The organism is Streptomyces sp. NPDC086787 (genome assembly GCF_044745865.1).
Classification (GTDB): domain Bacteria; phylum Actinomycetota; class Actinomycetes; order Streptomycetales; family Streptomycetaceae; genus Streptomyces.
Genome location: NZ_JBIVBC010000002.1, coordinates 529,350 through 548,593, shown reverse-complemented (window position 1 = coordinate 548,593; position 19,244 = coordinate 529,350). Strand labels below are relative to the sequence as shown.

Sequence of the window (19,244 nt, the reverse complement as noted above, 5' to 3'; positions counted from 1 at the left end):
TCCGGAGTCTCGACCGAAGCTCGACCGAAAGAAGGCCGCCCGCCATGACCACCCTGCTCTCCCCCGGCGCCGAACCTCCGCCCCCGCACACCACGGCACGCAACGGCGGCGATGTCGTGGTCGAGTCGCTGGAGGCACTCGGCGCCCATACCGTCTTCGGGATCCCCGGCCAGCACGCGCTCGGTCTGTTCGACGCGCTGAGCCGCGGACGGCTCCGCTTCGTGTCCAGCCGGGTCGAGAACAACGCCGCCTTCGCCGCCGACGGACACGCCCGGGTCACCGGCCAGGTCACCCCGCTGCTGCTCTCCACCGGGCCCGGCGCGCTGACCGCCCTCGCCGGGCTCCAGGAGGCCGCCGCCGCCTCGGCGCCGGTCCTGGTGATCAGCAGCCAGATCCCGTCCGCGGGCCTCGGTGGGGCCCGGCACGGCTTTCTCCACGAGCTGACCGACCAGACGGCGGTCGTCCGCGGGGTCGTCAAACGGGCGCGGCTGGTGCGGTCCGCTTCCCAGATACCCTCCGCCCTCGCCGAGGCATGGCGCGAGGCGGCGTCCGCGCCGAGCGGCCCGGTCTGGGTGGAGATTCCCCAGGACGTGCTGCTCGGACCGGCCGGTGTACCGCCGGTTCGGGACCTGACCGGGTACCCCGGGACGCTGTCACCGCGTGCCGAGCTCGTCGCCGAGGCGGTACGGCTGCTGGACGCGGCGGACCGCCCCGTCATCCTCGCGGGCGGCGGCGTGGTGCGCTCCGGCGGGCAGGCGGCGCTGCTCCAACTCGCCGAGCGTGTTCAGGCGCCCGTCGTCTGCACCTTCGGCGGGAAGGGCGCCTTCCCCTGGCAGCATCCGCTCTCCCTCCAGTCCTGGCTGGAGGACCGACACATGACCTCGTTCCTGGAGGACGCCGACGTACTGCTCGTGGTCGGCTCCGGACTGGGGGAACTGTCCAGCAACTACCACAGCTTCAGACCACGCGGCCGGATCGTCCAGATCGAGGCCGACCTGGGCAAACTGGAATCCAACCACCCCGCCCTCGGCATCCACGCCGACGCGCGGGCGGCCCTTGAGGCGATGGCCCGCGCGGTGGCGGCGAGACCGGCCGACGGCACGGCGCACACGGCAGTCGCCCGCGTGCTCGACCTGATACGCGACCGCCTGGATCGCCAGGACCTCGGCCTGGAGCAGCGAGTGCTGCGCGCGGTCCGCAGCGCCCTGCCGGAGTCCGTGCCGAGCTTCTGGGACATGACCATCCTCGGCTACTGGGCCTGGTCCGCGTTCGACCCCCGCAGCGCGCCGTTCCACTCCGCCCAGGGAGCCGGTGGCCTCGGCTACGGCCTGCCCGCGGCCCTCGGCGCGGCCACCACCGGCCGGCCCGCTCTCGCTGTCAGCGGTGACGGCGGCGCCATGTACTCCATCGCCGAGCTGGCCACACTGCGCCAGCACGACCTGCCGGTGACCTGGCTGATCGTCGACGACGGCGGATACGGCATCCTCCGCGCGTACATGAACGAGGCTTTCGGGCGGGCCACGGCCACCGAACTGGCCCGCCCGGACTTCGCGGCACTGGCGGCCTCCTTCAACGTCCCGGCCACGGTGAGCAGCACGGAGACGCTTGCCGACGACCTCGCCGCCGCGCTGGCGTCCGGCGGACCGCACGTCGTCGTACTGCCCTGCCTGCTGCGCATGTTCGCCCCGACCCACCTGGAGCGCTCGTGAACTCCCCCCGCCCGCTCACCAACTTCGTCGGGGGGCGCCGATGCGAGCCGACCGGCTCCGTGCTGGCGCTCACCGACCCCCGCACCGGCGTCGCGTTCGGCCACGCCGCGGTCTCCGGGCCGGACGAGGTCGACCATGCGCTGCGCACCGCAGAGGCCGCGTTCCGCGGCTTCCGGCGCACCACTCCGGCCGAGCGGCAGACCGCGTTGTTGTGCCTGGCCGACGCACTGGAGGACGGGGCGGAGGAGTTCGCCGAGGCCGAGTGCCGGGAGACCGGCAAGTCCCGGCACCAGATGCTTCAGGACGAGATCCCCCAGTGTGCCGACCAGTTGCGCTTCTTCGCCGGGGCGGCCCGCCTGCCGGAAGGAGCCGCCAGTGGTGAGTACGCGCCGGGGCACTCCTCACTCGTCCGCCGGGAGCCGGTGGGGGTGTGCGCGCAGATCACGCCGTGGAACTACCCGCTGATGATGGCGGTGTGGAAGATCGCGCCCGCGGTGGCGGCCGGCAACACCACGGTGGTCAAGCCCGCAGAGACCACACCCACCACGACGGTCATGCTCGCGGAGCTGGCAAACCGGTTCCTGCCGCCGGGGGTCGTCAACGTGGTCCTGGGAGACCGGGAAACGGGTCGGCTGCTGATCGGGCATCCCATCCCCGCCCTGGTGTCCCTCACCGGGTCGACCCGGGCCGGTGTCGAGGTCGCCCGCGCCGCCGCCGACGACCTGAAGCTGACGCATCTGGAGCTGGGCGGCAACGCCCCGGCCCTGGTGTTCGAGGACGCTGACGTTCAGGCCGCCGCCGAGGGCATCGCCGCCGCGGGCTTCTACAACGCGGGACAGGACTGCACCGCCGCCACGCGGGTCCTCGTCCAGGCAGGAGTCCGCGAGGCCCTGGTGAAGGCACTCACCGGGACGGCGGCCGCGCTGACCGGCGGACCGGGCGCCGCCCCGGGGGCGGAGCCCGATGTCGGTCCGCTCAACAGCGCCGCCCAGCTCGGCCGCGTGCTGGGACTGCTGGCACGGCTTCCCGACCGCGCCTTCGTCCACACCGGTGGGCACCGGGTAGGCGACTGCGGCTATCACCTCGCGCCGACCGTGGTGTCGGGGCTGCGCCAGGAGGACGAGATCGTCCAGGAGGAGATCTTCGCGCCCGTTCTGACCGTGCAGGAGTTCACCACGGAGGCCGAGGGGGTCCGGCTGGCAAACGATCAGCCGTACGGCCTCGCGGCTTCCGTCTGGACCTCCGACCACTCCCGGGTGCTGCGCACCACGGCCGAACTGGAATTCGGCGCGGTGTGGGTGAACACCCACGGTGTTCTCACCGCGGAGATGCCACACGGCGGCTTCAAGCATTCCGGACACGGCAAGGACCTGTCCGCGTACGGCCTCGCCGACTACACCCGCGTCAAGCACGTCATGAGTTCCCTGACCGACCGTGCCTGACCCACCTCCGAACATTCCTGGAGCGACCTTGACGTTCACCACCGTGTCCACCGCTCACGCGCCGGCTCCCGTCGGCTCCTACAGCCAGGGCCGCCGTATCGGTCCCTTCCTCCAGGTATGCGGCCAGCTGGCCGCCGACCCCGTGACCGGGGCGATCCGCGACGCCACGGCAGGCCCGCAGACACGGCGGGTCCTGGAACAGGTCGGTGCCGTACTGGCAGCGGGCGGCGCGGGCTGGGACGACGTGCTGATGGTGCGCGTCCACCTCGCGGACGACGCGGACTTCGACGAGATGGATGCCGCCTACCGCGAGGTGCTCGGCGAGCCGTTCCCCCCACGCACCACCGTCACGGCCGGACTCGCTCCGGGGGCCCGGGTCGAGATCGACGCCCTCGCGGTCGTGGACCGGGCCCGGCCGTAGAACAAGCCGTAAGACAAACTGACGCTCTGCCGTAGCGGAACTCTCTTTCCCCCGCTCCTCGCACTTCCCAGCATGAAGGGACAGGGACTTCCGGACCTCTGCGAAGTCCCGCGAAGCACCAGGGGAATCCCATGAGTACGACGGTTTCGTGGAAGCCTTTGCACCTGACTGGTCGAACCTGGGCGCTACCCAGCACGGCCAGGGCGGCACGAGCCGCGCGCGTTCGGATCACTGAACAACTCGTTGAATGGCGGCTTCCAGCGCTCGTCGACGACGTCGTTCTGGTGGGTGTCGAACTCGTCACCAACAGTCTCCGCCACGGGGCCGCGCCGGTCTCGCTGACTCTCAGCCGGATCCGCGGCCCCGGAGGCCGGGACGGCGTCAGGATCGAGGTGCGGGACGCGGGCTCCGGCTTCGACGTCGCCGCGGTCCGCGCCGGTTGGCCCCGGGACGACAAGGACTGTGGCGAGGGCGGGCGTGGGCTGCTGCTGACGGAGATGGTCTCCGAGTGCTGGGGCAGCCGTCTGGACACGGCCGGACACAGTGTGTGGGCCCATCTCTGCTGACCGGTCACGAGGTCCGCGGGACCCCGGGGGTCGGGTCTCCCGGGGAGGCGTCCCACTCGTAGCGCATCACGACAATCACGGAGTGTGACCCCGGAGGCGTTAGAGTCGCCGGGTGAGCCGATCCCGTGACGCTGCGGAGGACGGAAGGTCCCGCAGACTCAACCCCGTCGCCGCCCTCGCGTTCACCGTCGGCGGCGCCCTGTTCGCCGTCGGGGCCGGTTTCAGCGAGCTGGTCGCGAGTGCGACACAGAGCGCCTCGATCTACTTCACCGGGGGCCTGTTCTTCAACACGGGCGGATACGCGTCCCTGTTGGAGACGTTCAACGCTCCCGGACACGAGTGGAGGTGGTGGAGCTACGAGCCGATGCGGAAGGACTGGCTGAGCGCCTTCACCCTGCTCGCCGGAACCGTGGTCTTCGGCGTCAACCTGCTGGACTCGTTCATGCACGGACTCACGGTGAAGGAGGCCAACCGGCTGGTCTGGGCGCCGGACCTGGTGGGCTGTCTGCTCTTCCTGCTTTCGGGACATCTGGCGTTCACCGTCCTGCGCCAGGACACACCCGGTGCCCGCGGGCTCGGCTGGTGGATCACCGCGGTCAACCAGTTCGGGTCGGTGCTGTTCCTGGTCTCCGCCCTGGCCGCGTTCACCCGCCCCGCGACCGGAAGCCTCGTCAACGCGCACGTCGCCAACTGGGGGACGCTCACGGGCGCGGTGTGCTTCTCCGTCGCCGGTGTGCTCCAGCTCTTCACCTGTCGATCTGAAGCACCGCCATCATCCCCAGGTCCTCGTGGTTGAGGATGTGGCAGTGCACGACCGTCTTGCCCGGATAGTCGAGGAACCGCATGCGGATGACCATGTTCCCGCGCGGCGGGACGTCGACAGTGTCCCGCAGGCCGTAGTTGGTCTGCGGCTCGCCGTTGATGCTCATCACCTGGAAGTCGTTGGTGTGGACGTGGAACGAGTGGACCTCGTCGCTGTCGTTCCTGACGGTCCACTCCTCGACGGTGTTGAGCCTGGACCGGAAGTCGACGCGGTTGTGGTCGAACTGTTTGTGGTTGATGTAGAAGAGCGTGCCCGCCTTGTTCTCGGTGAAGACGACCGTCTTGCGGGCCGCGACGGTCTCCTCGCCGAGGTCGTCGACCGGGGCGAAGGCCGTGGGCAGGTCGGCGGCCCGCGTTGACGTGCCTTCGGAGCGGACGGTGGCCAGGGTTGCCCTGGGAAACTGGTTCCCGGCCTTGCCGGTGTTGTACGGCAGGGTCAGCAACTGCGCGGAGCCGGCCGCCGGGCCCTGCACGAGCACGTCGTAGCGCGCGCCGGCGGGGATGATCAGGGAGTCGGCCGAGTACACCCGGTTCACCGGGTAGCCGTCCTGGGCGACGACGTGGAACCTGGTGCCGGGCAGCGCCACTTTGTAGAAGATGTTGGCCCCGATGTTCGCGATGCGCCACAGCTGGGTCTCGCCGGGCCCGATCCGGATCACCGGGTTGAGCTGCCCGTTGACGGTCCGGGTGGTGGGGTCGCCGATCTTCAGGTGCGCGGTCTTGATCTGGTCGCCGACGAGCTGGAAGTCCTTGAGCGCGACGACGTGCTCCTTGATGCCGCGCAGCGGTGCGGGCAGATGGTCGTCGAGGCCGTCGACCACGATGAGCCCGGCCATGCCGCCGGCCGTCTGGGCGGCGGAGAGCGCGTGCGGGTGCGGGTGGTACCAGTAGGTGCCCGGCTCCAGGCTCTTCGGGAAGGCGTACTCGTAGGTGAACGTCCGCCCCGGCTCGATGCGCAGGAAGATGTTGTCCGAGTTGCCGACGGGCGACACGTGCATGCCGTGCACATGCAGGTTGGTCTGCTTGTCGAGCCGGTTCTCGAAGGTGACCCGCATCCGGTCCCCCGGCCGCAGCCGCAGTGTGGGTGGCATGTACATCCCGTTGTACGTCAGGGCCCACAGGTCGCGGCCAGCCAGGCGCACCTTCCTGCGTTCGACGACGATCCTGGTCGTGAGCAGTCCGTCCCGGCTGACGACCTGTGGAGGGTCGCGCAGTTCCTCCGTCGCCGGTGCGGTCAGGGCCGGCGACGGGGACGCGCTCACCAGCCGGGCCGGGGTCGCCTCCGGATGGCCGTGGGCCCGTGCCCCGGTGTGCGTGGTGCATCCGGCGGCCAGGGAGAGCACGGCGAGCGCCGATCCGACGACGGCCCGGGTCCGGTGGGCGGGTGCGGACAAGGTGAACTCCCCTTGCACTGCGGGTGCGGAAGCACGGGCGGCCGTAGGCTGCCATCTTGCCCGCGGGCCGAGCCGGACGAGCCGGGGCGCGCCGCTCCCCCTACGCTCGTGGGAAAGGGGGGTTCGACCCCGGAGGTGAGGGCATGCGTGCCTCGCTGATACAGCTGTCCGTGGAGGCGTCGGACTCGGCCGGTGAGCGCCGTCGCCGGGCGGCGGCCCTGGTCCGCGGCCGTGCGGGTGACGATCTGGTGGTGCTGCCGGAACTGTGGGTGGCGGGCGCGTGGGCGTACGACGGCTGGGGGCAGGACGCCGAGGCGGTCGACGGTCCCACCGCCGAGGTCATGTCGGCCGCCGCGCGTGAGGCCGGGGTGTGGCTGCACGCCGGGTCGATCGTGGAGCGGGACACGGACGGCACGCTGTACAACACCGCGCTCCTCTTCGACCGGGCCGGGGAACTGCGCGCCCGGTATCGCAAGATCCACCGGTATGGCTTCGACACCGGTGAGGCGACCCTGATGGGCGGCGGCCGCGCCATCGTCACCGTGGCCGCCGACTTCGGCGTGATCGGCCTGGCCATCTGCTACGACCTGCGTTTCCCCGAGTTGTTCAGGGGCCTGCTCGACGCGGGCGCGGAGCTGGTCGTCGTTCCCGCCGCGTGGCCCGCCGCGCGCCTGGGCCACTGGCGGCTGCTGACCCGCACCAGGGCCCTGGAGGAGCAGGTCTTCCTGCTGGCCTGCTGTGCGACGGGCACCCACGGAGGAATGGAGCAGGCCGGGCACAGCACGGTCGCCGACCCCTGGGGGACCGTGCTCGGCGAGGCCGGTACCGCCGAGGAGACGCTGACGGTGGACTGCGACATGGCCGAGGTCGCCCGGATCCGCCACGAACTCCCGGTCCTGCGCGACCGCGTCCTCGCCATCGGGGCACCCGGGTCACGGTGACCGGGGCCAGGTCGTGTCCGACCTGGGGCCGTGGTGGGCGGCGGCCGCCTCCCGATCCCGGGTCGCTTTCCCGATCCCCGGTCCGCCTTCCCGATGCCGGATCCTCGGCAGCGCCCTACAGCAGCCGGAGCACGCCCACGACCTTGCCCAGGATCTGGGCCCGCTCGCCGGGTATCGGGGCGTACGCCGGGTTGCGGGGCATGAGCCAGACCTCGCCGTCCTGACGGCGCAGGACCTTGACGGTGGCCTCGTCCTCTATGAGGGCGGCGACGATGTCACCGTGGTCGGCGCTGTCCTGCCGTCGGACGGTCACGATGTCGCCGTCGCAGATGGCCGCGTCGATCATGCTGTCGCCGCTGACCGTGAGGGCGAACAGGTTGCCCTCGCCGACGACTTGGCGGGGCAGGGAGTACACGTCCTCGACCATCTCGTCCGCGAGCAGGGGCGCACCGGCGGCGATCCGTCCGAGGAGCGGGACCTCGACCGGTGCGGAGGCCCCACCGGCGAGGTCGGGCGCCCATGAGGGCCGTACCCGGTAGGCGCGGGGGCGGTGCGGGTCGCGGTAGAGGACGCCCTTGCGTTCCAGGGTCATCAGCTGGTGGGCGACCGAGGAGGTGCTGGCGAGGTCCACGGCCGCGCCGATCTCCCGCATCGACGGCGGATAGCCCTGCCGGTTCACCGCGTCGGTGATGCAGTGGACGATCGCCTTCTGGCGGCCCGTCAGCTCGCCTTCGGAGGCGCGAGGGCCTGGCGGGCGGCCCCGTCGGGCGTGCTCGCTCTTCTCCATCCGGGGTACCTCCGTACAAGATCCGCAGAATGCGACCTTAACCCGCCACGCCCCGCAAATGGAACACCGATTCGATGGATTCCAGGTGCCTGCGGTGCCGGGCGCGGGCGGACTCATCGCCCGCGCAGCGCGCCCGCCGTCGTTCCGGTGCGCTCGCGCAACAGGATCCGCAGGGTGTTGGCGTGTTCGTAGCCGACCTTGCGGGCGATGACCTCCAGGGGCAGGCCGGTGGTGCGCAGCAGATGCTGGGCGCGCTCGACCCGCAGGTCCTGCACGAAGCGGACCGGCGAGGTGCCCAGCGTGCGCCGCACGGCCCGTTGGAGCGTGCGTTCGCTGACGCCGATGGCGTGCGCGGCGTCGACGATGGAGATGGGTTGGTCCAGGTGGTCCCGGGCCCAGCGTTCGAAGGCGGCCAGGGTGGGGTCGCTCTGCGCGAGTGCCGCCGAGATGGTGTAGGCCGCCTGGGACGGGCGCTCGTCGATGACGAGATAGCGGGCGACCAGGTCGGCAAGGGCGGGGCTGCTCATCCGGACGATCGCCAGCGCGAGGTCGACGTGCCCGAACGCCGCGCCCGCCGTGGTCACCCCGTCGGACGAGGTCACCATGCGCGCCTCGTCGATGGTCACCTCCGGATAGCGCTTGCGGAAGTACGGCGCGAGCCACCAGCTCGTGGTGGCGCTGAGCCCGTCCAGGATGCCGGACTCGGCGAGCAGGAAGGTGCCGGTGCAGGCGGAGGCGATGGGGGTGCCGTCCGCGCGTGCCCCGGCGACCAGGCGCCGTACCGGCTCGGACGCCGGGCCGGAGACGTGTGCGAGCAGGGCGTCGGGCCGCCGCTCGGCGAGCGCCGGAACCACCAGCAGGTCAGTTCCCGCCGCCGCGGCCACCGGCTCGGCCTCGACCAGGTGCCCCGCGCCGGTGCGGACGCGGCGGCGGAAGCCGACCCTGGTGACGTTCCAGGGCGGCGGCGGTTCCGGGAGCTCGTCGCGCATGGCGTTGGCCGCGTCCAGCACGTCGAGCAGGGCCGCGAGGCCGGAGTCGAAGACGCCGTCGTAGACGAGCAGGGCTATGTCCATGTCGGAAACCATATCCACCGCGTCGTTTCCGACACTGGGAGCGTCGGCGTGCGCGGCCTAGATTCTGAGGAGTCCGGACAGATCAGGCGCCCGGCACCAGCGCCGCTCAATCCCAACGGCATCACAGGAGCACACCATGACGAAGATCGGACTGCTGGCCCGGATCGAGGCCAGGCCTGAGCACGCGGACAAGGTCGAGGCGCTGCTGCGCGACGCGGTGGAGCTCGCCCGGCAGGAGGAGAACACCGTCACGTGGTACGCGTTCCGCCAGGGCCCGACCACCTTCGGCGTGTTCGACACCTTCGAGGCGGAGGAGGGCCGCCAGGCCCATCTCCAGGGCAGGATCGCCGCCGCGCTGATGGACGCCGCGCAGACGCTGCTCAGCGAGGCGCCCGACATCCGGCCGGTCGACGTCCTGGCCGCCAAGCTTCACTGAACGGCGCGAACCATGGCACAGCACGGCCCGGGGACCCGCTCGCGCACCCACACCTGGGCGGCCCCGAAGGGCTACGCGGACACGTCCGGCCACACCGGTCTCGAACTGGCCCGGATGAGCCTGGACGGGCGGCTGCCCGAGGCCCCGATCTGCGGAACCCTCGGCTTCCGGCTCGTGGCGGTGGAAGAGGGAGGTGCGGTCTTCGAGGGTGATCCCGGCGAGCACCTCTTCAACCCGATGGGGACCGTGCACGGCGGCTACGCGGCCACCCTCCTCGACTCCGCGCTGGGCACCGCGGTGCTGACCGCTCTGCCGCCCGGCGTCGCGTACACCACCGCCCAGCTCGGTGTGCACCTGGTCAGACCCGTGCTGGCCACCACCCCGACGCTGCGCTGCGAGGGCCGTACCGTCCACGTCGGCCGTACGACGGCGACCGCGGAGGCCCGGATCACCGGGACCGACGGCAGGCTGTACGCCCACGCCACCGCGACCTGCGCGGTGTTCCCGGTGCCCGCCGCGGGCTGAGGCACGCCGGTCGGCCGGTCTTCCCGGCCGGCCGACCGGCACTCCTGGTTACTAAAGCTTGGTTGAGCAGTTCAGACTGATAAGCCTATTGTTATTACTTGTGAACGAGGTCCAGGAAACCGCCCCGCTCGCCGCGGCCCTGCGGCTGGCGGTCGCGCGGATCACCCGCCGTCTGCGCCAGGCACACGCCGTCGGAGATGTGTCGCTGTCCGGAGTCTCCGTGCTGGCCCGGCTCGCCGGGGCGGGCCCCGACACACCGGGCTCGCTCGCCGAACTGGAACGCGTCCGGCCGCAGGCCATGGCCACCACGCTGAACGGACTCGAACAGCGCGGCCTGATAAGCCGGGCACCCCACGCCACCGACGGACGGCGTGCCATCGTGTCGATCACCGAGGAGGGCCGCACCATGCTGGCGGAACGCCGGTCCGAATCCGTCAGCCGGCTCGCCCGGGCCCTCGGGGACCTCACCCCGCAGGAGCAGGCCGTGCTCCGGGACGCCCTGCCCCTGCTCGACCGTCTGTCGGAACGGCTGTGAACCGGCTCAAAGACTCCCCCGCCGGCCCCGGCTACAAGTGGGTCGCCCTGTCCAACACCACGCTGGGCGTGCTGATCGCCACGATGGACGCGTCCATCGTGATCATCTCGCTCCCGGCGATCTTCCGGGGCATCGGCCTCGACCCCCTGGCCGCGGGCAACATCGGCTATCTGCTCTGGATGATCCTCGGCTACCTGCTGGTGTCGGCGGTGCTGGTCGTCGTACTCGGGCGGCTCGGCGACATGTTCGGCCGGGTCCGGATCTACAACCTCGGCTTCCTGATCTTCGCGTGCGCGTCGGTCGCGCTGTCCCTGGACCCGTTCCGGTCCGGCGCAGGGGCCCTCTGGCTGATCCTGTGGCGCATGGTGCAGGCCTTCGGCGGCTCCATGCTCACCGCGAACTCGGCCGCCATCCTCACCGACGCCTTTCCGGCACGGCAGCGGGGCATGGCGCTGGGCGTCAACCAGATGACCGCGCTCGCCGGCCAGTTCCTCGGCCTGCTCGCGGGCGGTCTGCTCGCGGCCGTCGACTGGCGGGCGGTGTTCTGGGTGAGCGTCCCCATCAGCGTCACCGGCACCATCTGGTCCTGGCTGAGCCTGCGCGAGACCGCCTCGGGGCGGCGCGGCCGCATCGACTGGTTCGGCAACCTCACCTTCGCCGCCGGTGCCGGGGTCCTGCTCGCGGGCATCACCTACGGGATCCAGCCATACGGCGGCAGCGCCACCGGATGGGGCAACCCCTGGGTGCTCGCGGGCCTGTGCGGCGGTGTCCTGCTGCTCCTGCTGTTCTGCGTCATCGAGACCCGTGTCGCCGAGCCCATGTTCGAGTTGTCGCTGTTCAAGGTGCGGGCGTTCGCCGCGGGCAACCTGGCGGCCCTGCTCACCGCGATCGCGCGCGGCGGGCTCCAGTTCATGCTCATCATCTGGCTCCAGGGCATCTGGCTGCCGCTGCACGGCTACGACTTCGAGGAAACGCCGCTGTGGGCGGGCATCTTCATGCTTCCGCTGACGCTGGGCTTCCTGATCGCGGGGCCCGTGTCCGGCCATCTCTCCGACCGGTTCGGCGCCCGGCTGTTCTCCACCACGGGCCTGCTGCTGGTCGCCGCCTCGTTCCTGGGCCTGCTCACCCTGCCGGTGAACTTCGACTACGGCGCGTTCGCGGCGCTGCTGCTGCTCAACGGGCTCGGTCAGGGCATGTTCTCCGCACCGAACACGTCGTCGATCATGGGAAGTGTGCCGGCCGAGTACCGGGGCGTGGCCTCGGGGATGCGGTCCACTTTCCAGAACTCGGGCACCGCCCTGTCGATCGGTGTGTTCTTCACCCTCATGGTCTCGGGACTCGCGTCCTCCCTCCCGGCGGCACTCGGCGCCGGACTGCGCGCGAACGGCGTGCCCGCCGCCGCGGCGGACCAGGCCGCGTCGCTGCCGCCGGTGAGCACGCTTTTCGCGACGTTCCTCGGGGACAACCCCATCGGTCATCTGCTCGGTTCGACTGGATCGCTGTCCTCACTGTCGCCCGCCCAGCGCGAGGTGCTGACAGGTCACGGCTTCTTCCCGCAACTGGTGTCGGAACCCTTCCACCAGGGGCTGACCGTGGTCTTCGGCGTCGCCGCGGGCATGGCCGTCGTGTCCGCGCTGGCGTCCGCCCTGCGGGGCCGCCACGAGGCCCCGGAGAAGCCCGCCGTCGAGGCCGCCACCCCGGCACAGACCGGACGCCCCGTGCGATAACTCCCGCGCCCGGCACACCGTTCACCCGGACTTCACCGCCCGTACCCTGGTACCTCTTGCCTCCCGGCGGATGTCCCTCCTAGCCTCACGTCGCCTCCATTCACCCTCGATGAAAGGCGACTTGACGTATGAATCACCCGCAATCGCGCAGGGCGACACTCGCCAGACGCTTCGGAACGGGAGCCGTCGCCGTCGCGGTCACGACCGTGCTGGCCGCGGCGGCTCCGTTCCCCGCGACCGCCACGGCGCCCAACGCCGTCACCGAGCGCCCCTCCACTCTCGTGGACCCGCTGATCGGCTCGGCGAACGGCGGCAACACCTTCCCCGGTGCCACCCTGCCGTACGGAATGATCGCCTGGTCCCCTACCAGCACCAAGGGCGACCAGACCAGCACGGGCGCGGCCAACGGCTACCAGTACGACGCGACCCGGATCCGCGGACTGAGCCTGACCCACGTCAACGGCGCGGGCTGCAACCCGGGCGCGGCGGGTGATGTCCCGATCATGCCGTTCGTCGGCGATGTCACGTCGTCGCCGTCGGCCGACACCAAGGACGCCGTCTACGCGGCGAACTTCTCGCACGCCAACGAGAAGGCCGTGCCCGGCCGCTACACCCTGGGCCTCGACTCGGGCGCCTCCGCCGACCTGGCCGTCGGCGAACGTGCCGCGGTCGCCGACTTCGGCTTCCCGGCGGCCCGCCCGGCGAACCTGCTCTTCCGCGTGTCCAACTCGCTCAACGGCAGCGAGGACGCGCACGTCGACATCGACGCCGCCCACCGCAAGGTGACCGGCTCGGTGCTGACCGGCGCGTTCTGCGGGCGCCGCGCCAACGGCGGGGTGAACAACCGCAAGAGCTACTACCGCCTCTACTTCAGCGCGTCCTTCGACCGCGCCTTCTCGTCCGTCGGCACCTGGCACGACAGCCAGTTGTCGCCCGGTTCCACGACCGCGTCCGGCGGCGAGGGATACGCCACCGGCTCCGACCGCGCGGGGCGCGGCTCCGGAGGCTGGGTCGGCTTCGACACCCGCTCTGACAACGATGTCCACATGCGGATCGGCATCTCCTACGTCAGCCTCGCGGGCGCCGAGAACAACCTCCGCCAGGAGATCGCGCCGCGGGCGCGCGTGGCCGACGTCGCCGAGGCCGGAGCGCGTGCCTGGGACCGTGAGCTGGGGTCGGTGCGGGTGCAGGGCGGCGGCGCGGACCGCCGTACGGCCTTCTACACGGCGCTCTACCACGCGCTGATGCAGCCCAACCTGATCAGCGACGCCGACGGCCGCTACTGGGGCATGGACCAGGCCGTGCACCGGCTGGCGCGCGGCCAGCGGGCGCAGTACAGCAACTTCTCGGGCTGGGACCAGTATCGGGCCCAGATACAGCTCCTCGCCCTGCTGAAACCCCGTGTGGCGGGCGACTTCGCGCAGTCGCTCTACAACTTCGCCCAGCAGAACCGAGGAGTGTGGGACCGCTGGGTGCACATCAGCGGTGCCACCCATGTGATGACCGGTGACCCGTCCGCGGCCACCCTCGCCACCTTCTACGCCATGGGCGTGCGCAACTTCGACTACCGGGGCGCCTTCGACTCGCTCGTCCGCCAGGCCACCGTGCCCACCGCGGACGGACTGTCGGACGCGGGCTGCCCCGGGCAGTGCGAGGGCCAGCGCCCGAACCTCGGCCAGTACCTGACCTCGCACTACGCCGCCCAGGACGTGTGCCACTGCTGGGGCGGGGCGGCGGAGACGTTGGAGGACGCCGTCGCCGACCACGCGCTCGCCCAGTGGGCGAGGATGCTCGGCCGTGACAGGGAGGCGAAGGAGTTCACGGAGCGCGGCGCCTATTGGCGCAACGTCTTCAACCCCGGTACCGGCTACGCGCAGGCGCGCAATCTGGACGGCGGCTGGGTCACCCCGTTCAGCCCGGGCAGCGACCTCGGCTTCGCCCAGGGCACCAGCGCGACCTACACGTGGATGGTGCCGCAGGACGTCCAGGGGCTCGCCGCCGCCATGGGCGGCCGGGACAGGGCCGCCGCCCGCCTCGACGGGTTCTTCCACACCGCCGACGGCTCCTGGTCGCTGCGCGGCGGCGACCCGCTGCGCTACGACGCGACGAACGAGCCCGGCATTCACGCCCCCTGGCTCTACAACGCCCTGGGCCGGCCCTGGAAGACCCAGGAGACGGTCCGCCGGATCCTGAACACCGTCTACGGGACCGGCCCTTCGGGGCTCCCCGGGAACGACGACCTGGGCACGATGTCCGCCTGGTACGTCTTCTCCGCCCTCGGGATCTACCCGCAGAGCCCGGGCAGCGCGAACCTGCTGCTGGGTGCCCCGGTGTTCCCGAAGGCGGTCCTGCACCGGACCGGCCGGGCGGACATCGTCATCACCGCGCCCGCCGCCGACGACACGCACATCTACGTCGACGGCGTGCGCCAGAACGGCCGTGGCCTGTCGCGATCCTGGGCCGGTCCGTCACTGGTCGGCTCCGGCGGCAGACTCGACCTCCGTCTCGCCACCACGCCCAACACCCGCTGGGCGACCGGGGAGAGCGACCTGCCGAAGTAGCCCGCGCCGGCCCCGCGGCGACGCACCGCGGGGCCGTGCGCAACCGGCATCATGTCCCCGTCATGATGATCCACGGCGTTCGACGGAGGCAGTACATGAGGGTGGCGGTGTTCGCACTGGGCGGCACGATCTCGGTGGCGCGGCGGGGTGAGTCGGATCGGCTCACCGGAGCCGAGATCGCCGCCGCCGTGCCCGGGCTCGAGGAGCTGGGCGTGGAACTCGACGTGCGGGACGTGCACGCCGTACCCAGCGGGAGCCTGACGTTCGCCCAGTTGCTGGATCTGGTCGGGGACGCCAGCCGAGCGGTGGACGAGGGGGCGGCGGGCATCGTCGTCACCCAGGGCACCGACACACTGGAGGAGACCGCATATCTGGCCGACCTGGTCTGGCCGCACGACGCGCCGTTCGTCCTGACCGGTGCGATGCGGCAGGCGGCCATGGCCGGTGCCGACGGGCCCGCCAACGTGCTCTCGGCCGTGCGCGTCGCCGCCTCTCGCGAGGCACGCGGTCTCGGCGCGCTGGTGGCCTTCAACGACGAGGTGCACGCGGCACGCTGGGTCCGCAAGTCGCACAGCACCAGCACAGCGGCCTTCGTGTCGCCGAACACCGGACCGGCGGGCCACGTCGTGGAGGGCAGGGTGCGCGTCCTGGCCGTGCCCCCGCGCCGCGGCGTCCTGCCCGCCCGGTACGACACCGCACGGCTGGATGCCACCCGCGTCGCCCTGCACTGCGTGACGCTGGACGACGACGGCGCCCTGCTTTCCGGGGTCGCGGACACCTGCCGGGGCCTGGTGGTGGCCGGCTTCGGGGTCGGGCACGTCCCCGCGCGGCTGGCTCCCGTGCTGGGTGCGCTGGCCGAACGCATGCCCGTCGTGCTGACCTCCCGCACGGGCAGCGGCTCGGTGCTGCGGCACACCTACACCGCGCCCGGCTCGGAAACCGATCTGCGCGAGCGCGGCCTGATCGACGGCGGGCTGCTGGATCCGTACAAGGCACGGGTCCTGCTACGGCTGCTGCTCGCGGCGGACGCGGATCGCGAGACGGTGGCCAAGGCCTTCGCGGAGCACGGCTGATGCCCCGGCCACCGCACGCGAGGCGGTACTCGGGCGGTGCGGCTCAGAGCGCGTGCTCCAGGCGCTGCGCGACCAGTTGGACGAACCGTGCCGGTTCCTTCGGACGGCCGCCCTCGCCGAGCACCGCGAGGCCGTAGAGCAGTTCGGCGGTGTCCACGAGCGGGGCGTGGTCCTCGCGCTCCCGGTACGCCTCGTTCAGGCTGCGCACGAGCGGGTGGCCGGGGTTGAGTTCGAGGATCCGCTTCGTGGCCGGGACCTCCTGGCCCATCGCCCGGTACATGTTCTCCAGTGCCGGGGTGAGGTCGTGGGCGTCGGAGACGACGCAGGCCGGGGAGACGGTGAGTCGCGTCGAGAGGCGGACGTCCTTGATGTCCTCCGCCAGCTGTTCCTTCATCCAGCCGAGCAGGCCGCCGTACTCCTCGGCCTGCTTCTCCCGTTCCTCGTCGGCCTGTTCGCCGTCCTTGGCGTCGAGGTCGATCTCGCCCTTGGTGACGGACCGCAGCCGCTTGCCCTCGAACTCGCTCACGGCGTCGACCCACACCTCGTCCACCGGGTCCGTGAGCAGCAGGACCTCGATGCCGCGGGCCCTGAACGCCTCCATGTGCGGGGAGTTCTCGATGCTCTGCCGGGACTCGCCGCACATGAAGTAGATGTCGTCCTGGCCGTCCTTCATGCGCTCCACGTACTGCTGGAGCGTGGTCGGCTCGTCCTCGGCGTGCGTGCTCGCGAAGGAGGAGACGGCGAGCAGCGCGTCCCGGCTGTCGGGGTCGCCGAGCAGCCCCTCCTTCAGGACGGCGCCGAACTCCCGCCAGAACGTGGCGTACTTGTCGGCGTCCTTCGTCTTCATCTCCTTGACGGAGGACAGCACCTTCTTGGTCAGCCGGCGCTGGATCATCCGGATGTGCCGGTCCTGCTGGAGGATCTCGCGGGAGACGTTGAGCGAGAGGTCCTGCGCGTCCACGACGCCCTTGACGAAGCGGAGGAACGGCGGCAGCAGCGCCTCGCAGTCGTCCATGATCAGTACGCGCTTGACGTACAGCTGGAGACCGCGCCGGGAGTCCCGGGTGAACAGGTCGTGCGGGGCGTGGGCCGGGAGGAACAGCAGGGCCTGGTACTCGAAGGTGCCCTCCGCCTGGAGGCGGATCGTCTCCAGCGGATCGCGCCAGTCGTGGCTGACGTGCTTGTACAGCTCGTGGTACTCGTCGTCGGACACCTCGTCGCGCGGTCGGGCCCACAGGGCCTTCATCGAGTTCAGCGTCTCGGGTTCGGGCGCGGTCCCGCTCTCGCCGTCTCCCTTGCCGTCGCCGTCGCCCTCGCCGGGGAGGAGCCGGATCGGCCAGGTGATGAAGTCGGAGTACCGCTTGACGATCTCCTTGACCGTCCACACCGACGTGTAGTCGTGCAGCTGGTTCTCGGGGTCGGCGGCCTTGAGGTGCAGGGTGACCGCGGTGCCCTGCGGGGCGTCGTCGGCGGTCTCCAGGGTGTACGTGCCCTCGCCTCGCGACGACCAGCGGGTACCCGTGCTCTCCCCGGCCCGCCGGGTCACCAGGGTCATCTCGTCGGCCACCATGAAGCCCGAGTAGAAGCCGACACCGAACTGGCCGATGAGCCCCTCGGCCCCGGCCTGGTCCCGGGCCTCCTTCAGCTCCGCCAGGAAGGCGGCCGTACCGGAGTTGGCGATCGTGCCGATGAGCTGTCCGACCTCGTCGTACGACATCCCGATGCCGTTGTCCCGCACGGTGAGGGTGCGGGCCTCCCGGTCGAGTTCGATCTCGATGTGCGGGTCGGACGTGTCCGCGTCGAGTCCGCCGTCCCGCAGCTTGGCCAGGCGCAGCTTGTCGAGCGCGTCGGAGGCGTTGGAGACGAGCTCACGCAGGAAGACGTCCTTGTTCGAGTAGACCGAGTGGATCATCAGCTGGAGCAGCTGACGGGCCTCTACCTGGAACTCAAACGTTTCGGTCGGCATGGTTCGGGTGTCCCTCACAGGTACTCGGCGGTGCTCCGGATACCGGAACACGGGTGGAAGTCACTGTAAATCACCAAGTCACGCAACCGTGCGGCCCTCCCGGATGTCCCCCATAGTGAAGTAACTGTCCCCAACCAAGGAATGAACCGGGGGGCGTCATGCGTCACCACCAACCTCACCGTCATCACCTGCGGCGCCCTACGGCCGTCGCCGCCGGCCTCCTTCTCACGCTCACCGCCACCGTCGGCGCCACGGCTTCCGCCTCGGCCGCCGCGCCGTCCCGGCCGGCCGCCGCCCAGGCGCTCGTGGTCAACGCCCGGTGGGGCGGGCACTGCACGTACGACCGTCTCGTCTTCGACGTCAAGGGGACCGTTCCCACGGTCACCGTGCGGCCCGTCACGAAACTGATCTACGACCCCTCCGGAAAGAAGGTCCCGCTCTCCGGGAAGTACTTCCTGGAGGTCAGGTTCTCCCCGGCCGCCGCTCACAACGCGTCGGGCCAGTCGGTCTACCGGGGACCACGGCTGACGAAGATCGGTCTGCCCGTGCTCAAGGGCCTCGCGCTCACCGGTGACTTCGAGGGTGTGGTCACCTTCGGCGCCGCCTACGGCGCCAAGCCCGTCCCGAAGACCTCCGTCCTCCACTCGCCGGAGCGCTACGTCCTCGACGTCCCGCACGCCAAGGTCTGCTGACCGCGCTCCACGGCCAGCACGGCGGGATGCCTCGGCGCGCGGAGGCATCCCGCCGTGCAGCCCTTGAGGAGGTCGTACAACTCCGTTGCACGGGCGTGCCGTTGAAGAAGCGTGGCGACTGCCGCGCGATCCTCCGCGAGGTGCGGCTGCGGCGCGGCACGGTCCTGTCGCTGGTAGCTTGATGCGATGCGCCACGAGGTGACGGAAGCGGACACGGCGGTGAGCCTGGGCAGCGGGGACGTGCCGGTGCTGGCCACGCCGCGGCTGGTCGCGTGGCTGGAGGCGGCGACCGTGCGGGCCGCGGCGCCGTTCACGGAGCCCGGACGGACCACGGTGGGTACCGTCCTGCGGGTCGAGCACGTCCGAGCCACGCCCGTCGGGGGTCTGGTGGACGTCTCGGCGGAGCCGCCGACCGTCTCGGGCCGTCGGCTCACCTTCCGGGTACGCGCCGTCGACGGCTCGGGCAGACTGGTGGCGGCGGGTGAGATCGACCGGGTCGTCGTGGACCGCCGGCGGTTTCTCGAGGAAGCGGAGTCCTGAGGCGGTTGCCGGGCCTCTTCGGACCGGACCTCTC

Annotated in this window: 18 protein-coding genes; 14 read left to right on the top strand and 4 right to left on the bottom strand. The window is 71.2% G+C overall.

Translation table 11 applies throughout. The annotated features are described in order from the left end of the window. The first annotated feature begins 44 nt into the window (after positions 1-44). From ACIPK3_RS08715 to ACIPK3_RS08695, 5 genes are all read left to right on the top strand, one after another. On the top strand, positions 45-1,709 hold the full coding sequence (locus tag ACIPK3_RS08715) for a thiamine pyrophosphate-binding protein (RefSeq protein ID WP_402567491.1): 1,665 nt from the start codon (positions 45-47) through the stop codon (positions 1,707-1,709). After that, a complete protein-coding gene (locus tag ACIPK3_RS08710) occupies positions 1,706-3,151 on the top strand; it encodes an aminobutyraldehyde dehydrogenase (RefSeq protein WP_402567489.1) in 1,446 nt (481 codons plus the stop codon). The genes ACIPK3_RS08715 and ACIPK3_RS08710 overlap by 4 nt, the downstream gene beginning before the upstream one ends. 28 nt (positions 3,152-3,179) lie before the next feature. Next, the gene (locus ACIPK3_RS08705) at positions 3,180-3,572 is read left to right on the top strand and encodes a RidA family protein (RefSeq protein WP_402567487.1); all 393 of its coding nucleotides are present in this window, start codon (positions 3,180-3,182) and stop codon (positions 3,570-3,572) included. A 131-nt stretch (positions 3,573-3,703) separates the two neighbouring features. Continuing rightward, a complete protein-coding gene (locus ACIPK3_RS08700) occupies positions 3,704-4,138 on the top strand; it encodes an ATP-binding protein (protein ID WP_402567486.1) in 435 nt (144 codons plus the stop codon). Positions 4,139-4,250: 112 nt separating this feature from the next. Next, positions 4,251-4,934 (top strand): hypothetical protein, encoded by a 684-nt coding sequence (locus ACIPK3_RS08695; protein WP_402567484.1) that lies wholly within the window; start codon positions 4,251-4,253, stop codon positions 4,932-4,934. Here the strand turns inward: ACIPK3_RS08695 and ACIPK3_RS08690 are convergent. Beyond that, the gene (locus tag ACIPK3_RS08690; protein WP_402567482.1) at positions 4,885-6,354 is read right to left on the bottom strand and encodes a multicopper oxidase family protein; all 1,470 of its coding nucleotides are present in this window, start codon (positions 6,352-6,354) and stop codon (positions 4,885-4,887) included. The two genes, ACIPK3_RS08695 and ACIPK3_RS08690, sit on opposite strands and share 50 nt — an antisense overlap. Before the next feature lie 143 nt (positions 6,355-6,497). On the opposite strand from ACIPK3_RS08690, the gene ACIPK3_RS08685 reads away from it, so the two are divergent. Next, entirely contained in the window at positions 6,498-7,295 is a 798-nt protein-coding gene (locus tag ACIPK3_RS08685; RefSeq protein ID WP_402567480.1) for a nitrilase-related carbon-nitrogen hydrolase, read from the top strand. 115 nt (positions 7,296-7,410) lie between these two features. Here ACIPK3_RS08685 and lexA read toward each other — a convergent pair whose 3' ends face one another. Together lexA and ACIPK3_RS08675 are read right to left on the bottom strand one after the other, a co-directional pair. Then, positions 7,411-8,082 carry a transcriptional repressor LexA gene (lexA, locus tag ACIPK3_RS08680; RefSeq protein WP_402567478.1) on the bottom strand — a complete coding sequence of 224 codons (672 nt, stop codon included), beginning with the start codon at positions 8,080-8,082 and terminating at the stop codon, positions 7,411-7,413. Between the two features lie 113 nt (positions 8,083-8,195). Further along, the gene (locus ACIPK3_RS08675; protein ID WP_402567476.1) at positions 8,196-9,155 is read right to left on the bottom strand and encodes a GlxA family transcriptional regulator; all 960 of its coding nucleotides are present in this window, start codon (positions 9,153-9,155) and stop codon (positions 8,196-8,198) included. 136 nt (positions 9,156-9,291) lie between these two features. On the opposite strand from ACIPK3_RS08675, the gene ACIPK3_RS08670 reads away from it, so the two are divergent. The 6 genes from ACIPK3_RS08670 (at position 9,292) to ACIPK3_RS08645 (ending at position 16,012) form a co-directional block, all read left to right on the top strand. Beyond that, positions 9,292-9,591, top strand: coding sequence for a putative quinol monooxygenase (locus tag ACIPK3_RS08670; protein ID WP_402567474.1), 300 nt, complete (start codon positions 9,292-9,294; stop codon positions 9,589-9,591). A 12-nt stretch (positions 9,592-9,603) separates the two neighbouring features. Next, entirely contained in the window at positions 9,604-10,116 is a 513-nt protein-coding gene (locus ACIPK3_RS08665) for a PaaI family thioesterase (RefSeq protein WP_402567473.1), read from the top strand. Positions 10,117-10,216: 100 nt separating this feature from the next. Further along, positions 10,217-10,651 (top strand): MarR family winged helix-turn-helix transcriptional regulator, encoded by a 435-nt coding sequence (locus ACIPK3_RS08660; RefSeq protein WP_402567471.1) that lies wholly within the window; start codon positions 10,217-10,219, stop codon positions 10,649-10,651. A gap of 83 nt (positions 10,652-10,734) precedes the next feature. Then, a complete protein-coding gene (locus ACIPK3_RS08655) occupies positions 10,735-12,378 on the top strand; it encodes an MFS transporter (protein WP_402567863.1) in 1,644 nt (547 codons plus the stop codon). A 128-nt stretch (positions 12,379-12,506) separates the two neighbouring features. Continuing rightward, a complete protein-coding gene (locus tag ACIPK3_RS08650; protein WP_402567470.1) occupies positions 12,507-14,939 on the top strand; it encodes a GH92 family glycosyl hydrolase in 2,433 nt (810 codons plus the stop codon). A 95-nt stretch (positions 14,940-15,034) separates the two neighbouring features. Further along, on the top strand, positions 15,035-16,012 hold the full coding sequence (locus ACIPK3_RS08645) for an asparaginase (protein ID WP_402567469.1): 978 nt from the start codon (positions 15,035-15,037) through the stop codon (positions 16,010-16,012). Positions 16,013-16,055: 43 nt separating this feature from the next. Here the strand turns inward: ACIPK3_RS08645 and htpG are convergent, their stop codons facing one another. After that, positions 16,056-17,978 carry a molecular chaperone HtpG gene (htpG, locus tag ACIPK3_RS08640; protein ID WP_402567467.1) on the bottom strand — a complete coding sequence of 641 codons (1,923 nt, stop codon included), beginning with the start codon at positions 17,976-17,978 and terminating at the stop codon, positions 16,056-16,058. A 158-nt stretch (positions 17,979-18,136) separates the two neighbouring features. Between htpG and ACIPK3_RS08635 the strand changes: the two genes are divergently transcribed. Together ACIPK3_RS08635 and ACIPK3_RS08630 are read left to right on the top strand one after the other, a co-directional pair. Next, positions 18,137-18,670, top strand: a complete 534-nt coding sequence (locus ACIPK3_RS08635) for a hypothetical protein (protein WP_402567465.1) — start codon at positions 18,137-18,139, stop codon at positions 18,668-18,670. A gap of 186 nt (positions 18,671-18,856) precedes the next feature. Then, positions 18,857-19,210: a thioesterase family protein gene (locus ACIPK3_RS08630; RefSeq protein ID WP_402567463.1), complete on the top strand. Its 354-nt coding sequence runs from the start codon at positions 18,857-18,859 to the stop codon at positions 19,208-19,210. Positions 19,211-19,244 lie beyond the last annotated feature (34 nt).